Origin of the sequence: Niallia sp. FSL W8-0951 (genome assembly GCF_038006525.1) — a bacterium.
In the GTDB taxonomy this organism is placed as follows: domain Bacteria; phylum Bacillota; class Bacilli; order Bacillales; family Cytobacillaceae; genus Niallia; species Niallia circulans.
The window spans coordinates 1464930-1491365 of the sequence record NZ_JBBOVK010000001.1 but is presented as its reverse complement, the minus strand read 5'-3'; the positions used below and the strand labels follow the sequence as shown (position 1 = coordinate 1491365).

Genomic DNA, 26436 nt, shown 5'->3' with positions numbered 1-26436 from the left:
CTAGCTGTTACCCTATCCCACAGGGAGTCTTGGTGTATTCAGGCTGCTCTATTTTTTTCCATTAAATAAATATTTTTGGGGATTTTTAATACTCTTTTGAGAAAAATTAGAAGAAAGTATTCTATATAAAACTCATAATTAGCTTTTAGCTTAACAAAGGGATTATATATTTTAATAGAATGGCTATTTCGCCTTGTTACAATTCTTTTTGAATAGTTGCTAAAAATATATAAGGTTCATTTCCGTATTTTTAAAAGTGCTCTTTACTTTTTGCATCTATCAATTTCGACAATCTTGTTTGCGAATATAAAATCTGGAATTCAACTACATATTATTCCCCAAATTTATATTTTGATATAATCGTTTATTTTCTTTGGTCAGTGCCTTGATCAGCGGGGAAACTGCATGTTGTTTAAAAGAAAATTCCGGAATAATATAGGAAAAATATCTGGTGATTGGTCTATTTTTTATCCGTAATATTTTTAGACTCCCCATGAAAATTTCTTTTTGAATAGCATATTTAGAGAGAATTGAAATGCCTAAATCAGCTTCGATTGATTCTTTAATAATCTGTATGCTCCCAAATGACCGAATCACCGGCGGGGAGAATGCCTGATCATGAAAAAACTGATTAATAATCTGTCTCGTTCCGGAATCCTCTTCTCTTAAAATCCAAGTTTCCTCATATAAATCGCTTAATTCCACAAATGTTTCATTTGCAAATCGATGATTTTTACTGACGATGATTACTAATTCATCTTCTTTAAAAGGTGTAATGGAGAGGTGAGGGTGTGTTTTTAAAGGACTATCAATGATGCCTAAATCAATTTCTCCACGTAATAGTTGATCAACAATACGGTTGGAATTTCTAATACTTATCATTGGTTTCTCTTGATTTTTGTTGATTCTTACATTTTTAGCCATTATTTTTGGCAGTAAATACTCTCCAAATGTAAAGCTTGAACCGATGGTGAGAGGACGGCTCTTTTTTTCGGAAAGGTGTTCTATTAAATCATTTACTTCTTTGTACTCCGATAAAATTTTCTTAGCATGAAAATAAAAGAGTTCGCCTGCTTTAGTAAGTTTTACATACTTATTCGTTCTGTCTAGGAAGGTAACATTATATTTTTTTTCCAAGGCTTTAATAGAAAGTGTTACTGCTGATTGCGTAATATGTAAGCTTTCTGCGGCTCTCGTAAAATTCAGTTTTTCAGCAACGGTTACAAAGGTTAAGAGATGATAATCCAAAAAAACACGCTCCTTTATAGAACATAGAATTCATGATACATTAAAATACCATTTTTCAAGATTAGCTTATATTTAAAGGCAGTTCTTCTTTCTATCTATTATACTAAAAACTACTAAAGAAAAAAGAGTAATTAATGGAATAATCTAAAAATAAAGAATATTAACTAAATTATTTTTTTCCTTTTTTAAAATAAAAATATGCAATCAGTCGTTACTCCTATTTTCCTATTCCTCTTTAATTATTTCGAAATGTTAAATATTTTTCTTGTAGAAAAAGTAAATTGCTAATATAATCAATAATGATTCTCATTACGCTCGAATCTGGTAAAAGATTACATTTTTTACTATGGGAAAATCGAAGTAAAGGAAGAATAGTATCTTGCAACAATAAAAAAAAGGGAGAAAAACTAGTTATTTGGTAAAACGGTAATTAAAACGATAGGAGTGAAGGAGAAAGATTATGATAAAACGCTTTTTTACATATTATAAGCCACATAAAAAATTATTTACGCTCGACTTCTCCAGTGCAATAGTGGTTGCTTTATTAGAGCTGGCATTTCCACTTGCCGTTTCTTGGTATATTGATGAACTTCTTCCAGAAGGAAATTGGAGTAGTATTTTATCTGTAGGTGTGGGTTTGCTGCTATTATATGGTATAAGTACTTTTCTTCAATACATTGTTAACTTTTGGGGACATAAATTAGGGATTAATATTGAAACAGATATGAGAGGTCAATTATTTACTCATGTGCAAAGACAATCCTTTTCTTTTTTTGATAATACGAAAACGGGACATATTATGAGTCGGATTACCAATGATTTATTTGATATTGGAGAACTGGCCCATCATGGACCAGAGGATTTATTTATTGCCATTATGACATTTGTCGGAGCATTTTGGATCATGCTTACGATTAATATTAAACTAGCACTTATCGTTATTTTTATTGTTCCAATTCTTGTTTGGTTAATTACATACTGTAACCGAAGCATGAACAAAGCTTGGGGACAAATGTATGGAGATATTGCAGATGTCAATGCAAGAGTGGAAGATAGTGTATCTGGTGTGCGTGTTGTACAATCATTTACAAATGAAGAATTTGAGATTTCACGATTTACAGTGAATAACCGAAGATTCCGTAAAGCCAAAATCGGTGCATATAAAGTAATGTCGATTACTTCTTCTTCGGTTTATATGTTAATGCGATTTTTCACATTAGTCGTGCTAGTATTTGGTGCATGGTTAACTTTTAATAATCAGATGAAAATTGGCGAATTAGTATCTTTTATCCTTTTTGTAAATATACTGCAAAAACCGATTGATAAGATTAGTGCGATTTTGGAACTCTATCCGAAAGGAATGGCAGGATTTAAACGGTTCTTGGAGTTGTTAGATACTGAACCAAAAATCCAAGATCGGGAAGATGCAATTGAAGTAGAATCATTAAAAGGAAATATCCATTTAAATGATGTATCCTTTAGTTATGATAAAAATCCTGTCTTGAAAAATATCAATCTTTCCATTGCTGCTGGTGAAACAATTGCTTTTGTAGGTCCATCCGGAGCCGGAAAGACAACTATTTGTTCATTAATACCACGTTTTTATGATGTAAATAGTGGTAGTATTAAAATTGATGGTATCGATATTCGTGATATGACAATGAGTTCATTAAGATCACAAATTGGAATCGTACAGCAAGATGTCTTTTTATTTACAGGTACGCTGAAAGAAAATATAGCGTATGGAAATTTACATGCTACAGATGAAGAAATTTACGAGGCAGTAAGAAGAGCGCATTTGGAAGAGTTAGTGCTTAAATTACCAGATGGCTATGAAACCCAAATTGGGGAAAGAGGATTAAAGCTTTCTGGTGGTCAAAAACAAAGGATTGCCATCGCTCGGATGTTCTTAAAGAACCCGCCAATTTTAATATTGGATGAAGCAACTTCTGCCCTTGATACAGAAACAGAATTAATTATTCAAAATTCTTTAAATGAACTAGCTAAAAATCGAACTACATTAATTATTGCTCATCGGCTTGCAACTATTCGTAATGCTGATCGCATTGTAGTAGTTACTGAAAATGGGATAGAAGAAGAAGGAAAGCATGATGAATTATTAGAGCGTAATGGTATTTTTGCTAACCTTCATCGCGTTCAATATCAACGATAATCGTATGGTCTGTACATTTAAAGGTACAGACCTTTTTTTATGATTTGGTCACAACAAGAAGCATCCACAATTAAATAACACAAAAAACATAGTTTAGAAGGAAATGAAAAAATTATTGTTATTAATATCCAATATGCGATATATTGGATATAAGTTTTTTGATTAACAAAAATAAGGGGGGGGGGTAACAATTGAGGCCAATCATTTTAGGGATATTTGCAGCTTTATTTTTTGCGTTCACTTTTGTAATAAATCAGTCTATGGAAATAGGAGGAGGAAGCTGGATTTGGAGTGCTTCTCTGCGTTATTTTTTTATGGTCCCGTTATTGCTCCTAATAGTTGGATGGAGAAGGAATTTAACAGCAGTATGGAAAGAATTAAGAAGGAATCCAGTTACTTGGATCCTGTGGAGTACAGTAGGATTTGGCTTGTTTTATGGAGGTATTTGTTTGGCAGGGGCGTATGGACCTGGTTGGCTGGTAGCAGGAACATGGCAGCTGACTATTATATCTGGAACATTGCTTGCTCCCTTTTTTTATGAGCAAAAAATGGATAAAAACGGCAGTATTCAAAATATCAGAAGGAAAATTCCTTTTAAGAGCTTAACCTTTTCAATGTTAATTGTCTTAGGTATTATCATTATGCAGCTTGAATTTGCCGTATCCATTTCCTTGAAGAATGCATTATTTTGCCTTATTCCAATTCTTATTGCATCCTTTGCCTACCCACTAGGTAACCGGAAGATGATGGAGGTGTGTGATGGGAGATTAGATGTATTTCAAAGGGTATTAGGTATGACTGCAGCTAGTATTCCTTTTTGGGTTCTATTATCAGGTGTTGGCGCGTACACAGTAGGATTACCGAGTAAGCAGCAAGTGTTTCAGTCGGCCATAGTCGCCATATTTTCCGGGATAATTGCTACCATCTTATTTTTTGCCGCAACAGATTTAGTAAAAGACAATTTGATTAAATTAGGAGCGGTAGAGGCAACACAATCATTAGAAGTTTTATTTGCCTTAATAGGAGAAGTTCTATTTCTTTCTGCCCCCTTACCTAGTCATTTAAGTTTTTTTGGTATCTGTTTAGTTATGTTCGGAATGGTTTTACATAGTGTATATTCAAGTAAAAAAATACACATAAATAGAAGCATGGAAGCATCTTCATAAATGTTATGATCGTATGTTAAGGAAAGGTAAAAATTTTGTTAAAATCCTAATGATTTTATGAAGTTTTGTTAGACTTATCGGAATTTTTTACTTTTTTATCCCCATTCGTTATACTATGTTAATGAGTAGGAAAGGTAAATTTAGAAGTTGATTATGTTAGTCAGAAGAAATGATTTGAATTTTGTTATTACGTTGATTCGCAAAAAATTTTAAGGATTATTGCAAACAGTTTATTTCGCATAGAATGAACAAGTTCTGTTTCAAAAATCTAAGTTATGGTAAAAAAAGATAAATATACAGCTTAAGAATGCGGAAATTCTGACAGTCGTGTTTTTTGGCTATCACTTCTAAAAATAATCATTAGGAGGAACAGCAAAATGACAAAGAGGTTAGAAGACAAAGAGATTAAATTAATCGCACTAGATATGGACGGTACTTTATTAGACGAAAAAGGAGAAATTCCAGAAGAAAATAAAAAAGCGATTAAAGAGGCTCATGAACAAGGACTGCATGTTGTGTTAAGTACTGGTCGAACTATTGCAACATGTAGAGATCATGCAAAAAGTTTGTTATTAAACTCTTATCTAATAACAGTAAATGGTAGTGAAATATGGGATATGAATGGTAATTTAATCGAAAGAAATCTTGTTGATGCAAGCAATATCCAATGGATGTGGGAACTAGCACAACTGCATAAAGCGAAAATGTGGGCTGCTAGTTGTGAGAAAGTCTGGGTAGATGAAATGCCGGAAGACATCAATAAATCAGAATGGCTCAAATTTGGCTATCATATAGAAGATGATAAAGTTCGTGAACAAGTATTAACTAGCTTAAACGAGAAAAAATGCTTTGAAATCAGCAATTCTTCTCCAGTAAATATTGAGGTCAATGCGCTTGGTATAAATAAAGCAAAAGGACTTAAAAAAGTGTGTGAGCTTCTAGATATTACAATGGATCAAGTATTAGCGGCTGGAGACAGTTTAAATGATATTAGCATGATTAAAGAAGCAGGAATAGGCGTTGCCATGGGAAATGCACAAGATATAGTGAAACAGACAGCAGATGTTGTTACCTTGACGAATAATGATAATGGTGTCGCTTATGCTATCAGAAAATGGGCCTTAAAAAAAGAAATGGCTGGGATAAAAAAATAATCTCTTACTGATAAATAGAACAAAAAATTTTTGGCTATTCTTATAAATTTCAAAAAACGATTGAAACAATAGTGAAAACTGCTTATAATTAGAAAAAAGAAAATCGAACGAAGCGAAAGGATTAGTATGTGAGAACCTTTCATAAAAGAGAGTGAAGTTTATAAGCTGAAAGACTTCATAATGAAAGAACACAGAACCTGCCTTTCAAGTCCTGCTGCAGTAGGCGCATTTCTTGCGTTATCAGACAAAGTGGAATCAATTTGTATATTGGTTCAATTAAGGTGGTACCACGGAAAGCTCATTTTCGTCCTTTTATGAGGATGAAAATGAGCTTTTTTAATTGGGTGAATTCGGATTAACTTAGTACGGAGGAAATCAAATGGAGAAGAAAAGAATTGTTGTAAAAATCGGGAGCAGCTCTCTTACAGATACAAAAGGTGCAATCGATCAATCAAAGCTAAGTGACCATATCGCAAGCATTGCAAAATTAAGAGAATATGGTCATGAAGTACTTTTAGTATCTTCAGGAGCAGTGGCTGCGGGCTTTGGAAAACTCGGCTATCCTTCAAGACCGGTTACATTGAAAGGGAAACAGGCAGCAGCAGCAGTTGGTCAAAGCTTGCTAATTCAAAGTTATAATGAACAATTAAGTAAGTTTGGGATTGTTCCCGCTCAAGTATTACTAACAAGAAATGATTTTTCCAAACGTGATCGCTACCGAAATGCTTATTCTACATTAACGGAATTATTAGAAAGAAATATCTTACCAATTATAAATGAGAATGACACCGTATCTGTAGAAGAATTAACGTTTGGAGACAATGATATGTTGTCTGCCCTTGTTAGTGGACTTGTCCATGCCGATCAGTTAATGATTCTCACAGATATTAATGGCTTATATGACAAAAATCCAAAAGAAGATCCTTCAGCAAAACGGATTGATTATTTGCCTGAAATAACGGTGGAATGGAAGAATGCTGCTAAAGGATCTGGTTCAAAGATTGGAACTGGTGGCATGAAATCAAAGTTGATTGCTGCAGAAACAGCTAATTCCTTAGGAGTAAAGGTTTTTATTGGAAAAGGCGAGGGAGAGAAGAAGCTCATCGATATTATAGAGGGGAAGGGAGACGGAACCTATATTGGTTCAGATGCTTTATCATCTATTAACAATAATCGACAATGGATATCCCTCCATTCTACCGTTGAAGGCAGTCTCTATGTGGATGAAGGGGCAGAAATGGCCTTGCTAAATAAAGGTGGGAGCTTGCTGCCAGCTGGTATTTATAAAGTCGAAGGGCTCTTTGAAAAAGGAAATGTTGTCGAAGTCTATGGTGAAAAAGGAGTTATCGGAAAAGGGGAAGTACTCTATTCTTCAGAAGAGCTAAAAGCTATTATTACACAAAGAGCAGAAGAAAAAACAATGATAAAACATCCAAAAATCGAAGTTATTCATCGTGATAAATGGGTGAAATTATAAAAAGGAGAGATGGAAAATGGGCGAAGTATATCAAAAAGGTAAATTAGCAAAGAATGCAAGTTATCAATTATTAAATAAGACAACGGAACAGAAAAATGCAGCTTTATCCCTTATTAGCAAGCAATTAATAGAGGACCAAGATTTAATTATAAAAGCTAATAAAATAGATCTTGAAAACGGGAAAGAAAATGATCTATCTCTTTCTGTTTTAGATCGAATTATGCTGGATGAAAAACGGATTAATAATATGGCCTTAGCACTAAAAGAGTTAATTAAACTAAATGATCCAGTCGGTGTTGTGGTAGAAAAAATTGAAAAAGAAAATGGCTTAAAAATTATTAAGAAAACTGTGCCAATTGGCGTAATGGGAATGATTTATGAGGCGAGACCAAATGTAACGATTGATGCAGCAAGTCTTGCTCTGAAAACAGGGAATAGTATTGTCTTAAGAGGAAGTTCATCTGCTAAGCAATCAAATCTGGCTCTTGTTGATACAATCCATCGTGCACTGGAGAAATCCGCAATTCCAAAAGAAGCCGTCCAGCTAATTGAAGATACAAGCAGAGAAACAGCGAAAGAACTATTTCATTTAAAAGAATTTTTAGATGTACTAATCCCTCGTGGCGGCAAAGGGTTAATTGATACGGTAGTAAAAGAAGCAACCGTTCCAGTTATTGAAACAGGTGCAGGCAATTGCCATTTATTTATTGATGAAACCGCAGAGTTGAAAATGGCACTTACGATTAGTTTGAACGGTAAAACACAGCGTCCATCTGTATGCAATGCCTTAGAGACTATTTTAATCGAAACCAAATGGTTTGCTCAATATGGATTAGCTCTTTTAGAAGCACTACATCAAAATGGTGTGGAGATTTATGGAGATGACACTGTCTGCACTACTTTTTCTTTTGCAAAAAAAGCGACAGAAGAAGATTGGTATACGGAATACTCTGCTTTGAAAGTAAGTATAAAAATAGTAGATGGAGTTACAGAAGCAATTAACCATATTAATACTTATGGTACTAAGCATTCAGAAGCGATTATTACTGAAAATATTGAAAATGCAGAAACTTTTTTATCTGGAGTAGATGCTGCAGCAGTCTATCATAATGCGAGTACAAGATTTACAGATGGATTTGAATTTGGGTATGGGGCGGAGATTGGAATCAGTACGCAAAAACTGCATGCTAGAGGTCCAATGGGATTAAATGCCTTAACATCCTTTAAATATTTTATTTATGGAGAAGGTCAAGTTAGAAATTAATTGCTGGCAGTTACACCAGGGTATGTCATAGTTCACGAAGATTGGATGATGTTATTGGAATATTTAAGTATTTTATTACCTATTTTTTTTATTTTTTCCGTTGGTTTCATTGGACAAAAGATGCTTCATATTGATATAAAATCTGTTTCGGCTGTATCTGTCTATTTGATGACGCCATTGTTGTCTTTTAGTGTTTTTTATGAAACAACTTTTACAATGGACTATTTGTATATGACACTGTACGCATTAACGTTAGTATTAAGTATTGTCGCGATTGTTTACATTATTGGATTTATTAGAGGTTATTCGGTAAGAAAGACATGCGGAATGATACTATCCTCGGCATTTATGAACAACGGTAATTATGGCACTCCGCTCGTTTTATTTGTTTTCGGAGAGCCAGGCTTGCACTATGCAGTTATCTTAATGGTTATTCAGCAATTAATTATGGTTACGATTGGTGTTTATTATGCAGCAAAAGGCTCTGTTGATGATGGAAATGGGAAGGATACTTTAAAAAAAGTATTAAAAGTACCAGTTATGTATGGGGCAATTCTAGGAGCAGTCTTGCATTCTCTTCATCTACCGATTGGAGCAACGATGCTTGAGGCAATTAAGCTAGTTGGTAATGCGGCCATTCCAACCGTCATGCTTGTTTTAGGAATACAACTTGCTAATGTCCGAATAAAAAATATTTCATATCGCCCTCTATCTATTTCATTGTTACTTAAACTTATAGTTTCGCCAGTTATTGCATGGCTGCTGACGCTTATTTTGCCAGTAGATGAAATATTAAAGCAAATAATGATTCTGCTTGCCGGAATGCCAGCAGCAGCAAACACAACCCTTTATGCTGTCCAATATGGAACAGAACCTGATTTTGTATCAAGTGCAACCTTTTTTAGCACATTAGCTAGTTTAATAACATTGCCTGTTATTTTATCTCTAATATAATCATTCTTGTAAAATTGGCAGGGGATATTTTCCTGTTAAAGATCAGAGGTGGGTTATAAGTACTCCATTCTAAATTAGACCCGAAAATTATGCGAGTATCCTAAATAATGGATACTCGCATAATTATTCGGGTTTTTTTATTCAGTATTTAGGGAATAGCGTTTTGAAAAAAGAAATCGAAGGAAGCGAACCAATTCTTTCGCTAAACAATAATCAGTGGCTAAATTAAGATTCCTAGTCTTTAAAGGCATAGACGGAGGAAAAAATTAGATAGGAGAGTCCTATTTTATATTGCATTATAGCGATAGGAACGATACAATACTAACAAAGTACATTTTAATTCTAGGTAGGTGAAAATATGTTCAATAGAGAGCTAGTAAAAGGAAGTACATCTTTAATACTTCTACAGCTGTTAGCAGAAAAAGAAATGTATGGATATGAACTTGTCAAAGAAATGGAAAAAAGAAGTGATTATTCTTTGCAAGTAAAAGAAGGGACTTTATATCCTGCTCTGCATAAATTAGAAAAACAGGAATATGTAGAATCTTTCTGGAAAGAATCAGAAAAAGGACCAGCAAGGAAATATTACCGAATTACCGATTCTGGTCAGCAAATATTGGAGCAAAAAACAACAGAATGGAAAAACTTTGTGCAAACGATTGATAAAGTGATTGGGAGAAAAGGAATATGATTTCTTCAAAAGAATCCTACATGAAACAGCTGCGGGATTTACTCCAAGATCATGAGCAATCAGAAGAAATATGCATGGAGTATGAGCTACATCTAGTAGACATGTTGGAAGATATTGCTTTCGAAAAACAATGTTCAGAAGAAGAAGCGTTAATTTTGGCAATCCAAAGATTAGGAACACCACTAGAGATTGCCGCCATGTATCAAGAAGAGTTAAACATGACTGCGAAAAAAACGCAATGGAATTTCTTTTTTGCTAATTTGTTTTTCTTTGTCGGCGGAATTAGTTTGACGGTCATTTATCATCGCTTATCCAATCCAACAATCAGTAAATTATGGTCACTCTTAACCAGTATTCCTTTTTTTCTTATTGTTCTTTACTTATTCTTTTGGCTTTTACTTGGATATGAAGTGGGCAAGGAATTTGGTCTTGGCGGAAAAAAACTTTTACTGAAGACATTTTGTATTTCTTTAGTTCCTAATCTATTACTTATGAGTTCCATTGTCTTTAAGATTATTCCGTTAACACTCTTTGATCCATTATTAACACCGGAATTTGTACTTATCTGTATTTCTTTTACGATAATGTTATATCCAATATGTTATCTCGCCTTTCGCTATGGAACAACAAGATCGGTATAAGTTGTTCTATTGTACACTACCTAGTATTACTGTGTAACGAAGTTCTATTTATTTTTTTGTTTAACTATATAGATTATCTATGTAAAGGAGGAAATAGCATGAACAAGAAAAATATTATTTATTTTATAGGCTGTTTTTTACTAGCAATTATTGCAGAAATAACGTTATTTACAGAGACAATTGGAATTTCGCTTAGTATTTTTGTTGTCGTTTTTTATGTTTATTATTTTTATTTAACGAGGAAACAAACGCATACACATCGTTTAATTGGTATATATTTATTTGTGTGCATATGGCTATTAACATTGTCTTTTGTTTTCATTGCTAATCCGTATTTTTATGCCTTAAATTTTATTGTTGTTTTTAGTTTAATCGGCTTTCATACAACGTTACTAACGAGTCCTTCTTTTCTTAGTTGGAGCAATAAAGATGTTTTCTTTTATTTAAAAAAGAAAGTATCTTCCTTTTTTAAATTAGGAAAATATTTAACCTTTCTTGTGCGGAAATCGGTAAAGAGACGTGCTGATGAAAGGAATTATGTCGCTATAAAAAGAATAGTATTAGGAATGGTTATTGTAACACCGATTTTAATGTTATTAATTTTCCTGCTTAGTTCCTCAGATCAGCATTTTAATAATATGATGGTAACCATAATCACCCGGCTTTTTTCATTTCATATAGATGGAATAAGTACATTGCTACGAATAGGTTTAATATTTATTTTTCTATTACTATTCATGAAGACAATTAGTAAAAGGTCGATTATTATTCCAAGCGAAAGAAAAGGAAAACAAGGAAGATGGGAGCAAGCAACTTTATTAACTATTTTACTTTTCATTAATGGGCTATATATATTTTATACCATCGTACAATTTCAATATTTTTTCAATGATGTATTAATGAAAGGTTTTACATATGCTACCTATGCGAGAAGAGGATTCTTTGAACTTATTATCGTGACAGTGATTAACATATCAATTATTTTGTTAGTAAATAGCTTTGCTAAACAACGCACTCTTTTCTTAAAAATAATTTTATCCTTTTTAATTGCTTTTAGCTTTATCATTCTTTTGTCTGCTCATTTACGATTGTCTTTATATGAACAGGCGTATGGTTATACGTATTTACGATTATTTTCTCATTCTTTTATTTTACTATTGGCGGTGTTTTTCTCATTCACATTGATAAAAATTTGGATGGAGAAAATTCAACTTATGCGTTTTTTCTTATTGCTCTCCTTGTTATATTACTGTGGCCTGAATGTTATGGACATCGATCGTATAATCGTTAGCAAAAATTTGCAGCGGTTTGAGGAAACAAATTTAATTGATTTTACCTATATAGATTCTCTATCTTATTCAGCTATTCCGGTTCTAGTAGATTATTACGAAAAAAATCCTGATATGAAGAGGGTAAAAGAATTATTGCTTGCAAAAAAGGAACGCCTTCAGCATACAGATCAAAAATGGCAGAGCTATAATATCGTGGAAGACCGTGCAAGAAAGTTGCTTAATACAATGGAGTTGGCTAAGAAAGTGCCTGAAAATCAAAAGGAGAAAAAATATCGATTAGAAGAATAATTTTTTTGACCCCGTATCTTTTTCGCTATCTGAAACGTTCTATATATAAACAGTCAAAGGAGGGATTTATCAATGAGGATGGAAATGCAAAATATAAAAATTCTGTATCAAAAACTCGATTCCTATTGTCGGTATCTTTCTTTAGATAAATGGGAACGAGAAGATTTAATTCAAGAAGCCCTTTTAAAAGCGATGGAAAATTATAAAGATAAAGATATGACGCCTGCTTTACTCAAAAAAATTGCTGATAATCAATTGATTGATAAATTAAGAAAAAAACAAGATATTATTGGTATCCCAGTAAAGGAACCAAAAGCAGAAGAAAAAAATTTAACCTCTCTGATGCTGGCTGAATTCCTAGCTGAAAAATTGACCTTTAAACAAGGGATAATTTATCTGCTCGTAGAGGGGTTTCAATTTCGCTTAAAAGAAGTTGGAGAATTATTAAATATAACAGAAACTGCTGTGAAATCAGTATTGTTCCGAGCCAGGAATCAAGTGAAAAAAGAAACGATAATCGTTAAAAATCAGCATGATGAAGATAAGGAAAACATGCAAAGGCTGTACTATGAGGTACTAAAGAGAGAAGATCCCGCTATTTTAATTAATTCAATCTATAAAAACATCCTTTTAGCTAAAGAAGAAAAAAAATATTTGTCTCAACAGCCAATGCTTATGGCCGCATAATAATCGAATACAGGAGGTTTATAACAAATGAGTACTATTCCTTATGTTATTGAACAATCAGCAAATGGAGAAAGGTCCTATGACATATATTCAAGACTTTTGAAGGATAGAATTATTATGCTTGGAGATGAAATCAATGACCAAGTTGCTAACAATATCGTGGCTCAGCTGCTATTTCTTGCAGCAGAAGATCCAGAGAAAGATATTTCTATATATATCAATAGTCCTGGCGGTTCCACCTCTGCTGGTTTTGCTATTTATGATACGATGCACTATATTAAGCCAGATGTTCGGACTATTTGTACAGGAATGGCTGGATCCTTTGGTGCGTTATTACTTCTTGCCGGTACGAAAGGCAAAAGATATGCCTTACCGAATAGCGAAATTATGATTCATCAACCATTAGGTGGAACGAGAGGGCAGGCAACTGAAATTGAAATATCTGCGAAACGAATATTAAAACTTAAAGAACATATTAATCGTATTATGGCCGAGAAAACGGGTCAATCTTTTGAGAAAATAGCAAATGATACAGAAAGGGATTATTTTATGAGTGCTGAAGAAGCAAAAGAATATGGCATTGTCGATGAGATAATTTGCGTGAAATAAAAAGAGGCTGAGCAAAAGTATTCTAACCAAATATAAAACCGAACGAATATACGACTATCCTATTAGCATCGCCGTATATTCGTTCGGTTTTTGACTTATTAAAGAAGTCTTGCAGGAGACGCGTGCAGACTTTTGTTTCGCTTTTTACGGAATAATTATGACGAAGCCTGCTATTTTATTGTGCTCTCCGGGCAGGATCTAGGATATTCTCGCAGTTCACTTAAGATAGTACCTAGTCCAGTCTAATCCCATTTAGTTAAATAATTATTTCTTTTTCTACTAATATTATACCATTACTAACACTACTATTTATAGACTAGTTTTTTAATAAATTCCCACTATACTAATATTGTTGTACAAAAATCAAAATAATTAAGGAGTGCATTGGATGGATACTAAAATAAATGCTTTAGACAATGGACCGTTTTTTCATGGTACGAAAGCAGAACTGAAAATTGGCGATTTATTAGAACCTAATCACTTATCAAATTACCAAGATAAAAAATCGAACCATATATATTTTACTGCAACATTAAATGCTGCTAAATGGGGTGCTGAGTTAGCGAGGTCTACTTCAAAAGAACGAATATACATTGTAGAACCATTAGGTGATTTTGAAAATGACCCGAACGTAACGGACAAGAGATTTCCAGGAAACCCAACCCGCTCGTATCGTTCTAAATCCCCAGTGAAAATTATAGCTGAGTTAGGCGCATGGGAAAGACATTCTGATGAAGAAATAAATCATATGCTTGAATCTTTAAAAAAGTTAAGTGAAGAAGGAAAAAATGTAATATACGATTAATCCAAATTCCGATAGGAAAATTAGCGTCTAGCTTCATTTCATGTATAATAGAAAGGGCATATGAAAATATTAGGTCGGAAAGTTAAAGGTGGCAAAATGGAAATCGTAACAGTACAAATTGAAACACCATTTGAGAAAAATTTACTAAATGGAAATCCCTTAATTTATAAAGAAGCTATAAATGCTAATACTTCTCTTGAGGAAGGGCAAATAATTGACGTTATAACAAAGAAAAACAAATTTATTGGCAGAGGATATTATGCTATTCAAAATAAAGGAATTGGCTGGATTTTAACAAGAGAAAGGAACATTCCTATTGACTGTGCTTTTTTTGAAAAGCGGCTAAAAAAAGCGATTGATAAAAGAGCAGCCTATTTTAAGGATCATGAAACGACTGCTTTTCGAATTTTTAATGGGGAAGGCGATGGTATTGGAGGATTTTCTGTTGATCTCTACCAAAATTATCTGTTAATCCAATGGTACAGTATTGGCATTTATAAATATAAAAGCTGGATTATTGAATCGTTGCAGCGATTATTAGAAATAGACGGAATCTATGAGAAAAAAAGATTCGACGATAATGGAACATATATGGAAGACGATGATTTTGTGGTTGGGAAAAAAGCTGATTTCCCCCTTACTATTTTAGAAAATGGGATTAAATACGCAGTAAACTTGAATGAAGGGGCTATGACAGGAATCTTTTTAGATCAAAAAGATGTTCGCAAAACAATTCGAGATCAATATGCAAAAGGAAGAAATGTTCTAAATACTTTTTCTTATACAGGGGCTTTTTCGGTCGCGGCAGCTGTTGGTGGTAGTTTATCGACTACTAGTGTTGATTTGGCAAATCGAAGCAAGCAGAAAACAACAGATAATTTTCTGTTAAATGATATTGACTTATCGAGTCAAAAAATTATCGTAGAAGATGTTTTTCACTATTTTAAATACGCAGTAAAGAAACAACTTAGCTTTGATATGGTCATTCTAGATCCTCCTAGCTTCGCACGTTCAAAAAAGCATACTTTTCGCGCAGCAAAAGACTATACTAATTTACTTAAAGAAGCAATTGCCATAACCAAAAATGGCGGAATTATTGTCGCTTCCACCAATTGTGCAACCTTTGATATGAAGAAGTTTAAGGGATTTATTGATGCTGCCTTTCATCATCAGAAAGAAACATATCAAATAGTCGAACAATTTGGTTTACCTGCCGATTTTGCGAATATTAATGAGGTAACAGAAAGTAATTATTTAAAAGTTGTTTTTATAAAAAAACTAAAATAATATCTTAAAATATTATTTTTCAAAGAAGGATTTTGCTTCTAATAGCAAAGTTCTTTTTTATGAAAAAGAAGGGTTTACGTGGTTTAAAAACACTTGTAATCTTATAAAGAAAGATTCCTTTTTCTTGGCTATGCTTTGAATAAAATATTTTTGTTTAAAAGGAGAAACGGAAAATGACAATTAAAGCAATTATTTTTGATTTGGATGATACACTACTATGGGATAAAAAAAGTGTACAAGAAGCTTTTTTTAAAACATGTAAATTGGCAGAAGAGAAATATACTATTTCGGCTGTACGCTTAGAAGAAGCTGTGCGGAAGGAAGCCAGAGCTTTATATGAAGGTTATGATACATATGAATTTACGAAAATGATTGGGATTAATCCCTTTGAAGGACTTTGGGGAGAGTTTCTTGAAGAACATGCTTCTTTTCCAAAAATGAGAGAGCTCATCCGGTTTTACCGGAAAGATGCATGGACCAAAGGATTACTAGCACTTGGAATTGATGATCCTGAATTTGGCGAAGAATTAGCGGAAGCTTTTCCAGAAAATAGAAAGAAATCTCCTTTCGTATATGAAGAAACATTTTCTGTCCTTAATCAATTAAAGGGGAAATACTCATTGTTATTATTAACGAATGGATCACCTCATTTGCAAAATACAAAGCTATCTATTACACCTGAAATTTCTCCTTATTTTGATCATATTGTAATTTCTGGCGATTTTGGCAGAGGAAAGCCTGATCCTTCTATATTTGAGCATGCTGTTTCTTTAATAGGTGTAGACAAATCAGAATGCTTAATGGTGGGAGATAATTTAATGACAGATATTTTAGGAGCTAATCGGGCGGGAATTAAGTCCGTTTGGATTAATCGCGAAAAGGCTGAAAAGCAAGATGTACTGCCCACATATGAAATACATCAGCTTGAAGAATTATTCGCTATATTAGATTAAGCAAGAAGAAAAGTCTGGTCATCATAGGAGACATTTTGCCACTTATGACGACTAGACTTTTTCATTTTTTGTTCTTTATTGTGATTGTTCGTTAGGTAATATATGTCTAAAGGGAACAGGTGAAGCCAAGATGACTGAAGTATTAATAGTGCCATAGGGAATTAAGCGATCGACCAAATTTCTCATTCCGTCTATTCCAGAAACAGCTGCTTTAATAATATAACTGACAGTACCGGTTACACGGTGGCATTCAATAATGTCTGCTTCTGTTTTAATAAATTCCTCAAATGCATGTGGTTCTTCTTTTAGTTCACTGATTTGAATGTATAAAAGCGTTTCTCTCCCCAACTTTGCAGGTGAAATTCGGGCGCTGAATTCTAAAATTATACCCTTTTCTTGCAATCTTAATAATCTTTCCGAAACACTCGGGCGACTCAAAGCTAACTTTTTGGATAAATCACTAACCGTAATTCTGGCATCTTCTTGTAAAATTTTTAGTAGTTGTATGTCAACCTTATCCATTTTAATGAATACTCCTTTTTGCAAAATGAATGTAATGATGCATATATTTATGCGAAATAGAGGAAGTACAAGGTAATTACATTCATATTGGTATGTAAAAACACTTCGATATATTCTATCATTATATATGTAAGAATTCCACCCTAAAATCACAAATTTTTAGGATTTCACCGATAAATCCTCTTTTATCTTCTACTTATCATGATTACTATAGGAGTGTGTTGCATTGAGAAAAATAATAGTAATGATGTTTGGTTGTTTAATTACATCATTTGGTCTGTATTTATTAAAAGGGTCAGCAATTGTTACTGGAGGAACAGCTGGACTCGCATTAAGTATCTCTTATTTATTACCTATTTCATTTTCAATCTTATTTACTTTAATAAATATCCCGTTTTATATTTTGTCTTACTTTAAAATGGGGAAGAAATTTACGATTTCAACCATTTTAGCTGTATCGTTAGTTACATTATTTTCCTATTTGTTATCCATCATTCTACCGCCATTCGCTCTATATCCCCTACTAGGATCTATCATTGGGGGCTTTATTATTGGAATAGGAACTATTATTTTGTTTATGAATGGTTCGTCTTTAGGGGGAGCCCAAATTCTGTCTATTACACTTCAAAAACAATTTAATTGGAATATGGGAAAAACAAATTTCATTTTTGATACAATTGTTATTTTAATTGGCTTGTACAGTGTAGGACTAATTAGAGGCTTATACAGTATTGTATCAGTATTTATAATTTCCTTTATGATGAGTACCTTCAAGGAAAAAATAGCTAATAGAAATACGAGTAAAACTAATTTCGAAAAAGTTACATCTGTGGTTGAAACACAATCTGTTTAACCATAGGAACCCCTATACTCCACTCCATAATATTGAGAGGTGGAGTATAGGGGTTGTGTTTTAGATCCTAAAGGTGGAGTTAGAGGAATATAACTTATTTTTTAATAAAAAAGATATTCTTTATCCTCAATATTATTATAAGGAAAAATAATTGACAGTGATAATCATTTTCATTTAAAATGAAAACAAATAACGAAAAGATTAGGAAGGTGTAAGATATAATGAAAAATGATTTCATTGTTTTAGCTCCATTTCAATATATGATCGAATGTACCTGTCCTAGACCTGAACATACTTTCATTCTTGATTTACATAAAGGAGATATAATTACCGTTACTGAAGAAAAAAAATACGTTGATTCGCTTGGCTGGCTTTTACTTGTTATGGTAAATGACTATAGTTTCTTCATGTTCATAGATGAAATAGAAGAATTTATTGCGAATAAAAAGATCACTTCCTTAATGGATATGGAATTAAGAATGAATTATTTAGAATATAAAGTAAATGAATCGTTAGATGGCTTAAATAAAGAGCAGTTTGAGCTTTTTGCCAAGGAGCTTAATACTTTAAAATCCCTTCAAAATGAGCTTGCTCTGACTTGATTATATTGAATTTTAAGAGTAATCCATTTAGATATATTGGATTGCTTTTTTGTTTTTATAAACAGAAGGGAGACAATCTAGGGAATCTTTATAAAAGAGCAAAGGAGCTCTGCATAATAGAAACAGAAGAAAATGAATTAATTTGCTCATACAGTCTTGATTATTTGCAAACGTCCTTCCGGAAGATTACAATGGGATAGTATTATGAAGAAGGCAAATGTTTGCTTAGGAGGATTATTAGATGAAAGTCAAAATAAACAGACACGCTGTTAAAGTGCTTAATCAAATGTTAGAAAAAGCTGAAGAAGGAGAAATGATTCGGGTATACATAACAGAGAATCATGGAAACCATGCACATTACGATTTAAAATTGGACAAGAAGACGGAACATGATGAAGTGGTGCAGTCTGACAAAGATATTCCCATTTTATTAGATACGAGAGATGCAGATTTCTTGGATGGTGTATGGATTCAATATTTTCATGTTCCACAGCCAGGATTCACTATTTATAATCCATCAAAAGAACAACATCATCATTAAAAAACAGGAAGTGGAAACACTTCCTGTTTTTTTAATATTTGCTTTTGTCCTCATTCTAAATGAGACATTTCCATACTGACTGTTATATGTTATAATTAACTCCTAAATGAAACCTGTTCTGTATATAATCCGTCACTTTTAAGCGTAACAGAGCATTTGAGTTTACATATTTAGTTTTTTAGGTTATATACATTAATGACATAAATGATGAGAATCACGAAAAAATAATATTTAGGTCTCATGTATTCCCATAAGTCCAAAAAAATTTACAAAAAAATCCAATAGATGCTTATTGTTGTATGATTAATATAAAAAATAGATGATTCCTTAAAAATCTATCTTATCTATCTATTAATTATCGATTTTTGTTAATGAATTTTTAAAAGAATAATGATAGGATTAATGGTAATAAAGTATTTATGTTAAAAAATTTAGATTAAGGGATGGTAATCTAATGACAACAACGATAAAAGGAAATGAGAGCAGTTTACCTTTACGAAAAGATGTCAAACACCTTGGAAATATTCTTGGTGAGGTACTTATCCACCATGGTGGCCAAGAATTATTAGACAAGGTAGAAATAATTCGTAAATTAGCAAAAGAACTGCGGGAAACAAATAATGAACATACATATAACCAATTAAAGTTCGAAATGGAAAGACTAGATAAGCCAGTTCGCAGACAAGTTATTCGAGCGTTTTCGAAATATTTTCATTTGGTGAATGTTGCTGAGTTAAATCATCGTATTCGTCGTAGAAGAGAATACCAACTAAGTCAAGAAAAAGGTGTACAGCCATATTCCATTGATCGTGCAATCATGGCATTTAAACAAAAGAATTTATCTGAAGAGACCATTCAAGAAGTGTTAAATACTCTTTCGTTAGAACTTATTATTACAGCGCATCCAACAGAATCAACAAAACGTACGATTTTAGAATCGCAAAAGAGAATTGCTAATATCTTAAAACAACTTGATAACCCAATGTTGACGAAGAAAGAGAGACAGCATTTAAATGATGATCTATTTGAAGAGATAACGATCATGTGGCAGACAGATGAATTACGGCAGGAACGTCCTACCGTAATGGATGAAGTTAGAAATGGTCTTTATTATTTTGAGCAAACATTATTTGATGTATTGCCAGAAATCCATCAAGAGGTTCAGGATGCTCTGGATGAAAACTATCCTAATTTCGAATGGAAAGTACCTAATTTCTTATGGTTTGGTTCTTGGATTGGTGGAGACAGAGATGGTAACCCAAATGTAACACCTGACGTTACATGGCAAACACTGCATAAGCAAAATGAATTAGTCATCCAAAAATACATTCATGCAGTAGATGAATTGATGAAGAGATTCAGTCATTCTACTAATCGTGTTAAGGTTAGTTCAAAGCTTATTCAGACGATTATGGAGGAAGAACAGCTATATCTTACACCAGAAAAGAAATGGCCAGTTGAAAAAGAAGTTTATCGCCGGAAATTTTCAATTATTTTAGAAAGATTAAAAGAATATGGCAAATCTGAAAAAGGTTATGTGAAGGCAGGAGAGTTACTTGATGATTTATATTTAATTCAAGAAAGCTTTGCCTTGCACCAACCGAAAGCTCATCAGCAAAAAGATTTACAAAAACTAATTCGACAAGTGCAATTGTTTGGTTTTCATTTAGCCACATTGGATATTCGTAATCATAGTGGTGAGCATGAGGCAGCTATAGACGAGATTCTGCGTAAAGTCGGCATAACAGATGATTATAAAAATTTACCAGAAAATGAAAAATTAGGAATTCTTGAATCTGTTTTGAATGATCCTCGTCCTATTCTGTTATTAAACGAAGATTATTCAAATGAAACACAGGAAATGATTAGCACCTTTAACATGATTAGAGAAGCACATAAGAAGTTTGGAGAACGAGCAATTAATGTTTATTTAATCAGTATGACACAGTCGCCAAGTGATATTCTTGAAGTACTTGTATTAGCAAAAGAAGCTGGAATTTATCGACTGCATGCGGATGGAACAGTAGAAAGTCACTTAAATGTAGCACCATTATTAGAGACAATTGATGATTTAATCGCCGGTCCTGAAATCATTGAAACATTATTCCGTATGCCGGTTTATCGTGAACATTTAAGACAACATAATGATCAGCAGGAAATCATGCTAGGATATTCTGATGGTAGTAAAGACGGTGGCACATTAACAGCAAACTGGAAATTATTTAAAGCTCAGCGTGAAATTCACGAAATGGCTAGTAACTATCAAATCGGCTTGAAATTTTTCCATGGTCGTGGCGGTTCACTTGGTCGCGGCGGTGGTCCGTTGAATAAGAGTATCCTATCTCAACCAGGTGAAACATTAGGGGATGGCGTGAAAATCACGGAACAAGGGGAAGTATTATCCTCGCGCTATTTATTAGAAGATATTGCTTTTAGAAGCTTAGAGCAAGCAACTTCTACGTTGCTTATGGCAATTGCTCATATTTCTAAGGATATTAGCGAACATAAAGAGGAGAGAAATCTTTGGGAAGATTGCATGGAAGAAATATCTGCTATTGCGCTTGCAAAATATCAATCATTGGTTTTTAATGATCCTGATTTTATGACTTATTTTAAAGAAGCAACGCCTTTAAATGAAATCGGAAATTTAAAAATTGGTTCACGGCCAATGAGCAGAAAAAATACGACAACTTTTGAAAATCTTCGTGCCATCCCATGGGTTTTTGCATGGACTCAAAGTAGACAGCTGCTTCCTGCTTGGTATGCTGCTGGTACTGGATTAACTGAGTTTGCTCAGCAAAAATCAGGTAATATTGAAATTTTAAAACAAATGTACGCAAAATGGCCATTCTTCCACTCGACGATTGATAATTTACAAATGGCATTAATGAAGGCAGATTTAACAACAGCAAGAGAATATTCTTCCCTTGTGGAAAATGAAGCCATTGGTAATCGTATTTATCAAAATATTAAAGAAGAGTATGATAAGACAAGAGCTATTTTATTAGAAATCACTGGTATAGAAGAATTACTTGATCACACACCTTCTATTCAAGAGTCTGTTTATAGAAGAAATCCATATGTAGATCCATTGAATTTCTTCCAAGTTGATTTAATTAAACAGCTTCGTGACCAAGAAGTTCCTGATAAGGAATTACTGAACCAAGTTCTTTTAACCATTAATGGCATCGCTGCTGGTTTACGTAATACAGGTTGAGTTAGGATAGCCTAAAAAAAGATGAGTCTAATTTTCAGACTATAGACAAACTCCTTGAATTTTGAGGTTTTGCCTATGGTCTTTTTTTGTGATCTCTTCTAATAGGGTGTTGATTTCCGCTACTGGGGTTCGCTTTCTTTGGGACGAGCGCCGAGCCGCTTCGTATCATACGCTCCTGCAGTGTCTCGGACTTTCTCGCATCTCCCAAAGGAGTCACACCCCTTCCGCTCCAATCAACCTGGTTTCATCAAGTTAGTCTAGAATTTTAACTGCTCTGGTTTTAAAATATAGGTAGATATTTTTTAGAGGTGAAATCATGCTTTCCAAACATTCTTCTATTCAAAGAGATCAATTAGAAATGATTGCTTAGATTAACTTGTTCCACCAAATCACTTAGTTCACAAGATGGAGACTACGCTTGACGGCCAACTGGACTTGGGTGAGTCCGGTAACAACTTAAGAAGAGTATAAAGAATAGATTAAAATACAATAAAATAACGAAAAAAGACCATATAAGACAAAAGGGGATCAGAATGAAAACATTCTGATCCTCTTTTGTCTTAGTTTATAAATATACATTCTTTTAAATAAGAGTTGATTTCCGCTACTGGGGTTCGCTTTCCGTGGGGGTCGCGCTGAGCCGCTTGCAGGGTCTCAGACTGTCTCGCATCTCCCAAAGGAGTCTCACCTCTTCCACTCCAATCAATGCATAATAATTCCATTTGCATTTTCTAAATTCCTTTTGTCAACAAGCTGAGAGGAGAAATCAATATTTCTCCTCGTTTTATTTCCAAAAATTATTTATATGATGCTAAAAAGTCTTCTACCTGCTCAGGTGTTTTGGCATTGGCGCTGTGTAAGTGACCAATTTTTTCGCCGTCTTTAAAAACTAACAGGCTGGGAATCCCCATGACATCATATTTTTCAGCTATTTCAGGAAGTTCATCTTTATTTAAACTATACCATTTTTTGTCATTGTTTGCTTCCATGATTTCCCCAATGAACATATCCATTCTTGTACAATCAGGGCACCAAGTGGTAAAAAACTTCACAATATTTGTATCTCCATTGTTAATAATTTCTTCAAATGTTTCTACTGTTTTAATTTCATTCATATCTTTAAGCTCCTCATTTAAGAATTCCTAATAACTATGAAAAGTTACTACAATTTTTATTATACACATGAAAGGTATTTCTTTCCTCCAAAATGCATTCTTTTCTTTAAGCATTTTATTTGCATTATAACGTTAGAAAGATAAGAATATACAAGGTAGGAGATGAAGGATGCAAACAATAGGATATTGCCATTATAATTTATATTTATGCAGTTATTTTTTGCTCCCTTTTTTCGTTATAATAAATGAAATGTTGTCATATGATAAAGAGGGTTCATTTTGCGGTTTCAAGTAAGAGGAGGTAACAAATGAGTTCGACAAAAATAAACATTTCACCAGTGGAAAATACGTACATACGCTTAATTTTAGCAATAGAGAATATGGATAAAGAGAAATTAGTAGATTTAGGTGATTCTTATTTACTAAAAGTCAATAAGAAAAATAAAAGCGGTAACGAACTTCACTTTTCCATGCTTTTTAACAAAAAGCTTATAAACAAAGTAGCAAGAAGTACGAATCCAACTGTAAATATTACAAAAAACAAAAATCTTATCTCTCTTGAAATCACTATTATGCTTGATTTAACAGAGCCAATAAAAGAAGAGAATTTTTTCTGGATAAAAAAAGAATTTGCCAGCACTCCAGCATTTGAAATCTCCTACAAGATGAATGAAGAATATTTTGATAAGAAAATATTACAACATCTGAACAAAGAAGCTACTGAGGAAAGTACAGAAGTGTAACAAAAAAGGATCAGTTTCCGTTTTAGGAGACTGATCCTTTTTGTTAAAGGAATGATTACTTATTCTTCGATTAATCCAAGCCATTTCAAGCCATTGTAAATACCTGAATCGGTAACAGATGTGGTTGTATGCTTAGCATAGGAAAACAACAACTCATGTGCATTCCCCATAGCGAATCCTTCTCCAACTACTTGGAGCATTTCTTTGTCATTTAGACCATCTCCAAAAGCAATAGAAGCTTCTTTATCAATTCCTAATCTTTTTAAAATAAGGGAGACAGCAAACCCTTTATTTACTTTATCACTAATAACATCATAGGAATGTCTAAATCCATCGATATTAACTTGTGATAAGTGGATAACAGGGAAATCTTCGTATAGTGAAATATCTTCCTCTCTTAAATTGATAATAGTAATTCCTAGAATATTCGCTTTTTCATCTAGAGTAAAAGCTCTATTTTGCTTTAAATGGAATTTTTCACTAAATTGTTTTGTCATTTTCTCTTCAGGGTGGGAAAGTAAATTATGAGTATTTGTATATAAAATTAGTTCATTTCCCTTTTCATTGGCAATATCTAAGTATTTCGTGACCAAGTCAGGACTCATCGGTTGTCTAAAAACATCTTTTCCATTATGTATTGCATATGCGCCATTATAACCGATAAACGATTCTATGGCGAGTGTCTCTCCAATATGTGATATTTCATGTAGTGGTCTTCCAGTTGCTAAAAAGACCTCTAATCCCTTTTCTTTCATTAATTGCACTGCTTTTTTTGTGGAATCTTGGATCGTATCTTCTGGTGTTAAGATAGTTCCATCAATATCTAGGAACAAAACTTTATAAGTGATTGACATTTTTACCTCCATTAAATTTACATTTCTTCAATACCATACTACCATATGAAAAGGACAAATGAAAAAGAGTAACCAAAAAGGGAAATTATTTGGCTACTCTTTCAGTAAATTTTACATGTTATCCATTATTTAATATTTTCCTAAGTTTGTTATTGCCAAATTTTCCACCAGGATTTCCTTTTTTCTTGAGCAGCAGCGGCATGACGAAATGTTTGGACAAGCTCTTGGAAACTTCTTTCTCTTTGTTTAATTTCTTTATTCAGTTGTTCTCTTTCTAGCTGCAATGTTTCCATAAAATATTGATCATTTTCATTTAATTGTTCCACCGTTTTGTTTAGTTCTTCATTTGATTTCGAGAGATGCTCGATCATTGATTTAATTTCTTTTGTGGATGAAACATTAGATGTCCATTGTTTCGAGTAGGTTTTTCTTTCAGCTTTTGAAATTTGGGAAAGTTTTTTGATCTTCGTTTGAATTTCTTCATATTTAGTTGTGGTCGCTTCTGCGTTTTTATGTAAAAGTTCGGAAAATTCATCTAAATGTTCGGATGTTTGTGTCTGCGTTTCCTTAACTGAATTAGTAATATGGGAAATTGTTTCTTCATGGCCAGCTTTTATTTCCTTTGAAATTGTTTCTAATACTTCCGTTTTAATCCCATTTCTAATTTCATCTTTAACTTCTTCAAGAAAATCTTGTTTATAATTTTCCAAGGAAGAAAGTAATAGGCGAAAGTTTTGTTCTGTAATTTGTGATTTCGTCGTCTCAGCAGGTTCTAAAGCATCCTTTTTAGGAAGCAATTCGACGGCTGTGTTTTCGCTTTTTTCTTTTATTTCCGCAATCTCTGCTTTCTTAGGTCTGTTAATGAGCATTGTTAATGTTTCTTTTACTTCAGCTGTTTTTCGTTTCTCTTTATATAAATTTTTCACCTCATGAAGGAGGGTTATTTCTTTTTCGGTATAAATACGCGCCCCTGTTTTTGTTCTAGGTATCACGATAATTCCTTGAAATTCCTTTTCCCATTGTTTTAACATAGTTGGGGTTGTCGTCAGTTTTTTTGATGCTTCACCTATCGTATATGCTTTCATTTCTCTCTCTCCTTTTGAATAATCAAGGTAATTTGACCATCTTTACTATATGTATTTAGAGAAGGGGGAATTAATTTCCTGCAACAAGACAAAAGCTATCAAAACTTCTGATTAGTTGACAAATTTCCCACATTTTCTATTTTAGGAAACGATATTGTTAATTCCTTTTGTTAATTTCTGTGTAGGTATGTTCATTATTGTATAAACTAAGGCAA

At 33.2% G+C, this 26436-nt stretch carries 24 protein-coding genes; 19 read left to right on the top strand and 5 right to left on the bottom strand.

The features are described 5' to 3' along the window. Nucleotides 1–324: 324 nt before the first annotated feature. Nucleotides 325–1248, bottom strand: a complete 924-nt coding sequence (locus tag NSS71_RS06990; RefSeq protein WP_047940593.1) for a LysR family transcriptional regulator — start codon at nucleotides 1246–1248, stop codon at nucleotides 325–327. Nucleotides 1249–1708: 460 nt separating this feature from the next. Here NSS71_RS06990 and NSS71_RS06985 point away from each other — a divergent pair, with 460 nt between their 5' ends. From NSS71_RS06985 to NSS71_RS06920, 14 genes are all read left to right on the top strand, one after another. Beyond that, nucleotides 1709–3421, top strand: coding sequence for an ABC transporter ATP-binding protein (locus NSS71_RS06985; RefSeq protein WP_047940594.1), 1713 nt, complete (start codon nucleotides 1709–1711; stop codon nucleotides 3419–3421). A 191-nt stretch (nucleotides 3422–3612) separates the two neighbouring features. After that, nucleotides 3613–4587 (top strand): DMT family transporter, encoded by a 975-nt coding sequence (locus tag NSS71_RS06980; protein WP_144579962.1) that lies wholly within the window; start codon nucleotides 3613–3615, stop codon nucleotides 4585–4587. A 377-nt stretch (nucleotides 4588–4964) separates the two neighbouring features. Then, nucleotides 4965–5741, top strand: a complete 777-nt coding sequence (locus tag NSS71_RS06975; protein WP_095257229.1) for a Cof-type HAD-IIB family hydrolase — start codon at nucleotides 4965–4967, stop codon at nucleotides 5739–5741. Nucleotides 5742–6120: 379 nt separating this feature from the next. After that, entirely contained in the window at nucleotides 6121–7218 is a 1098-nt protein-coding gene (gene proB, locus NSS71_RS06970) for a glutamate 5-kinase (RefSeq protein WP_047940597.1), read from the top strand. Nucleotides 7219–7234: 16 nt separating this feature from the next. Further along, complete coding sequence (locus NSS71_RS06965; RefSeq protein WP_047940598.1) at nucleotides 7235–8482, top strand: glutamate-5-semialdehyde dehydrogenase; 1248 nt, start codon at nucleotides 7235–7237, stop codon at nucleotides 8480–8482. Between the two features lie 54 nt (nucleotides 8483–8536). Beyond that, the gene (locus NSS71_RS06960; RefSeq protein WP_047940716.1) at nucleotides 8537–9436 is read left to right on the top strand and encodes an AEC family transporter; all 900 of its coding nucleotides are present in this window, start codon (nucleotides 8537–8539) and stop codon (nucleotides 9434–9436) included. A 358-nt stretch (nucleotides 9437–9794) separates the two neighbouring features. Then, nucleotides 9795–10127 (top strand): PadR family transcriptional regulator, encoded by a 333-nt coding sequence (locus NSS71_RS06955; RefSeq protein WP_047940599.1) that lies wholly within the window; start codon nucleotides 9795–9797, stop codon nucleotides 10125–10127. Then, complete coding sequence (locus NSS71_RS06950; protein WP_047940600.1) at nucleotides 10124–10768, top strand: hypothetical protein; 645 nt, start codon at nucleotides 10124–10126, stop codon at nucleotides 10766–10768. The genes NSS71_RS06955 and NSS71_RS06950 overlap by 4 nt, the downstream gene beginning before the upstream one ends. 98 nt (nucleotides 10769–10866) lie before the next feature. After that, nucleotides 10867–12348, top strand: coding sequence for a DUF4153 domain-containing protein (locus NSS71_RS06945; RefSeq protein ID WP_186440653.1), 1482 nt, complete (start codon nucleotides 10867–10869; stop codon nucleotides 12346–12348). Nucleotides 12349–12420: 72 nt separating this feature from the next. Beyond that, the gene (locus NSS71_RS06940) at nucleotides 12421–13035 is read left to right on the top strand and encodes a sigma-70 family RNA polymerase sigma factor (protein WP_341151371.1); all 615 of its coding nucleotides are present in this window, start codon (nucleotides 12421–12423) and stop codon (nucleotides 13033–13035) included. Between the two features lie 27 nt (nucleotides 13036–13062). After that, entirely contained in the window at nucleotides 13063–13644 is a 582-nt protein-coding gene (clpP, locus tag NSS71_RS06935; protein ID WP_047940603.1) for an ATP-dependent Clp endopeptidase proteolytic subunit ClpP, read from the top strand. Nucleotides 13645–14032: 388 nt separating this feature from the next. Further along, the gene (gene arr / locus NSS71_RS06930) at nucleotides 14033–14449 is read left to right on the top strand and encodes an NAD(+)--rifampin ADP-ribosyltransferase (protein ID WP_047940604.1); all 417 of its coding nucleotides are present in this window, start codon (nucleotides 14033–14035) and stop codon (nucleotides 14447–14449) included. 96 nt (nucleotides 14450–14545) lie between these two features. Continuing rightward, entirely contained in the window at nucleotides 14546–15736 is a 1191-nt protein-coding gene (locus tag NSS71_RS06925) for a class I SAM-dependent rRNA methyltransferase (RefSeq protein WP_061796245.1), read from the top strand. A gap of 173 nt (nucleotides 15737–15909) precedes the next feature. Beyond that, complete coding sequence (locus tag NSS71_RS06920) at nucleotides 15910–16689, top strand: HAD family hydrolase (protein WP_061796243.1); 780 nt, start codon at nucleotides 15910–15912, stop codon at nucleotides 16687–16689. Between the two features lie 75 nt (nucleotides 16690–16764). Here the strand turns inward: NSS71_RS06920 and NSS71_RS06915 are convergent, their stop codons facing one another. After that, complete coding sequence (locus NSS71_RS06915; protein WP_047940607.1) at nucleotides 16765–17211, bottom strand: Lrp/AsnC family transcriptional regulator; 447 nt, start codon at nucleotides 17209–17211, stop codon at nucleotides 16765–16767. A gap of 226 nt (nucleotides 17212–17437) precedes the next feature. Here NSS71_RS06915 and NSS71_RS06910 point away from each other — a divergent pair, with 226 nt between their 5' ends. From NSS71_RS06910 to ppc, 4 genes are all read left to right on the top strand, one after another. Then, on the top strand, nucleotides 17438–18064 hold the full coding sequence (locus tag NSS71_RS06910) for a YitT family protein (RefSeq protein ID WP_061796241.1): 627 nt from the start codon (nucleotides 17438–17440) through the stop codon (nucleotides 18062–18064). A gap of 221 nt (nucleotides 18065–18285) precedes the next feature. Then, entirely contained in the window at nucleotides 18286–18666 is a 381-nt protein-coding gene (locus tag NSS71_RS06905; RefSeq protein ID WP_047940609.1) for a hypothetical protein, read from the top strand. Between the two features lie 241 nt (nucleotides 18667–18907). Continuing rightward, the gene (locus NSS71_RS06900) at nucleotides 18908–19207 is read left to right on the top strand and encodes a heme biosynthesis protein HemY (RefSeq protein ID WP_061796239.1); all 300 of its coding nucleotides are present in this window, start codon (nucleotides 18908–18910) and stop codon (nucleotides 19205–19207) included. Between the two features lie 454 nt (nucleotides 19208–19661). Then, nucleotides 19662–22424, top strand: coding sequence for a phosphoenolpyruvate carboxylase (gene ppc / locus NSS71_RS06895; RefSeq protein ID WP_047940611.1), 2763 nt, complete (start codon nucleotides 19662–19664; stop codon nucleotides 22422–22424). Nucleotides 22425–23221: 797 nt separating this feature from the next. Here the strand turns inward: ppc and NSS71_RS06890 are convergent. Further along, entirely contained in the window at nucleotides 23222–23539 is a 318-nt protein-coding gene (locus NSS71_RS06890) for a thioredoxin family protein (protein ID WP_047940612.1), read from the bottom strand. A 308-nt stretch (nucleotides 23540–23847) separates the two neighbouring features. Between NSS71_RS06890 and NSS71_RS06885 the strand changes: the two genes are divergently transcribed. Beyond that, the gene (locus NSS71_RS06885; RefSeq protein ID WP_047940613.1) at nucleotides 23848–24282 is read left to right on the top strand and encodes a hypothetical protein; all 435 of its coding nucleotides are present in this window, start codon (nucleotides 23848–23850) and stop codon (nucleotides 24280–24282) included. 59 nt (nucleotides 24283–24341) lie between these two features. Here the strand turns inward: NSS71_RS06885 and NSS71_RS06880 are convergent, their stop codons facing one another. Continuing rightward, nucleotides 24342–25136: an HAD family hydrolase gene (locus NSS71_RS06880; protein ID WP_341151370.1), complete on the bottom strand. Its 795-nt coding sequence runs from the start codon at nucleotides 25134–25136 to the stop codon at nucleotides 24342–24344. 149 nt (nucleotides 25137–25285) lie between these two features. Further along, nucleotides 25286–26221, bottom strand: a complete 936-nt coding sequence (locus tag NSS71_RS06875; RefSeq protein WP_061796236.1) for a MerR family transcriptional regulator — start codon at nucleotides 26219–26221, stop codon at nucleotides 25286–25288. Between the last annotated feature and the right edge of the window lie 215 nt (nucleotides 26222–26436).

Coding starts and splice junctions, on each gene's coding strand:
- NSS71_RS06940 (WP_341151371.1), top strand. CDS start 12,421: ATGAGGATGGAAATGCAAAATATAAAAATTCTGTATCAAAAACTCGAT.
- ppc (WP_047940611.1), top strand. CDS start 19,662: ATGACAACAACGATAAAAGGAAATGAGAGCAGTTTACCTTTACGAAAA.
- NSS71_RS06945 (WP_186440653.1), top strand. CDS start 10,867: ATGAACAAGAAAAATATTATTTATTTTATAGGCTGTTTTTTACTAGCA.
- NSS71_RS06950 (WP_047940600.1), top strand. CDS start 10,124: ATGATTTCTTCAAAAGAATCCTACATGAAACAGCTGCGGGATTTACTC.
- proB (WP_047940597.1), top strand. CDS start 6,121: ATGGAGAAGAAAAGAATTGTTGTAAAAATCGGGAGCAGCTCTCTTACA.
- arr (WP_047940604.1), top strand. CDS start 14,033: ATGGATACTAAAATAAATGCTTTAGACAATGGACCGTTTTTTCATGGT.
- NSS71_RS06975 (WP_095257229.1), top strand. CDS start 4,965: ATGACAAAGAGGTTAGAAGACAAAGAGATTAAATTAATCGCACTAGAT.
- NSS71_RS06965 (WP_047940598.1), top strand. CDS start 7,235: ATGGGCGAAGTATATCAAAAAGGTAAATTAGCAAAGAATGCAAGTTAT.
- NSS71_RS06875 (WP_061796236.1), bottom strand. CDS start 26,221: ATGAAAGCATATACGATAGGTGAAGCATCAAAAAAACTGACGACAACC.
- NSS71_RS06920 (WP_061796243.1), top strand. CDS start 15,910: ATGACAATTAAAGCAATTATTTTTGATTTGGATGATACACTACTATGG.
- NSS71_RS06900 (WP_061796239.1), top strand. CDS start 18,908: ATGAAAGTCAAAATAAACAGACACGCTGTTAAAGTGCTTAATCAAATG.
- NSS71_RS06915 (WP_047940607.1), bottom strand. CDS start 17,211: ATGGATAAGGTTGACATACAACTACTAAAAATTTTACAAGAAGATGCC.
- NSS71_RS06890 (WP_047940612.1), bottom strand. CDS start 23,539: ATGAATGAAATTAAAACAGTAGAAACATTTGAAGAAATTATTAACAAT.
- NSS71_RS06985 (WP_047940594.1), top strand. CDS start 1,709: ATGATAAAACGCTTTTTTACATATTATAAGCCACATAAAAAATTATTT.
- NSS71_RS06905 (WP_047940609.1), top strand. CDS start 18,286: ATGAAAAATGATTTCATTGTTTTAGCTCCATTTCAATATATGATCGAA.
- NSS71_RS06955 (WP_047940599.1), top strand. CDS start 9,795: ATGTTCAATAGAGAGCTAGTAAAAGGAAGTACATCTTTAATACTTCTA.
- clpP (WP_047940603.1), top strand. CDS start 13,063: ATGAGTACTATTCCTTATGTTATTGAACAATCAGCAAATGGAGAAAGG.
- NSS71_RS06925 (WP_061796245.1), top strand. CDS start 14,546: ATGGAAATCGTAACAGTACAAATTGAAACACCATTTGAGAAAAATTTA.
- NSS71_RS06880 (WP_341151370.1), bottom strand. CDS start 25,136: ATGTCAATCACTTATAAAGTTTTGTTCCTAGATATTGATGGAACTATC.
- NSS71_RS06885 (WP_047940613.1), top strand. CDS start 23,848: ATGAGTTCGACAAAAATAAACATTTCACCAGTGGAAAATACGTACATA.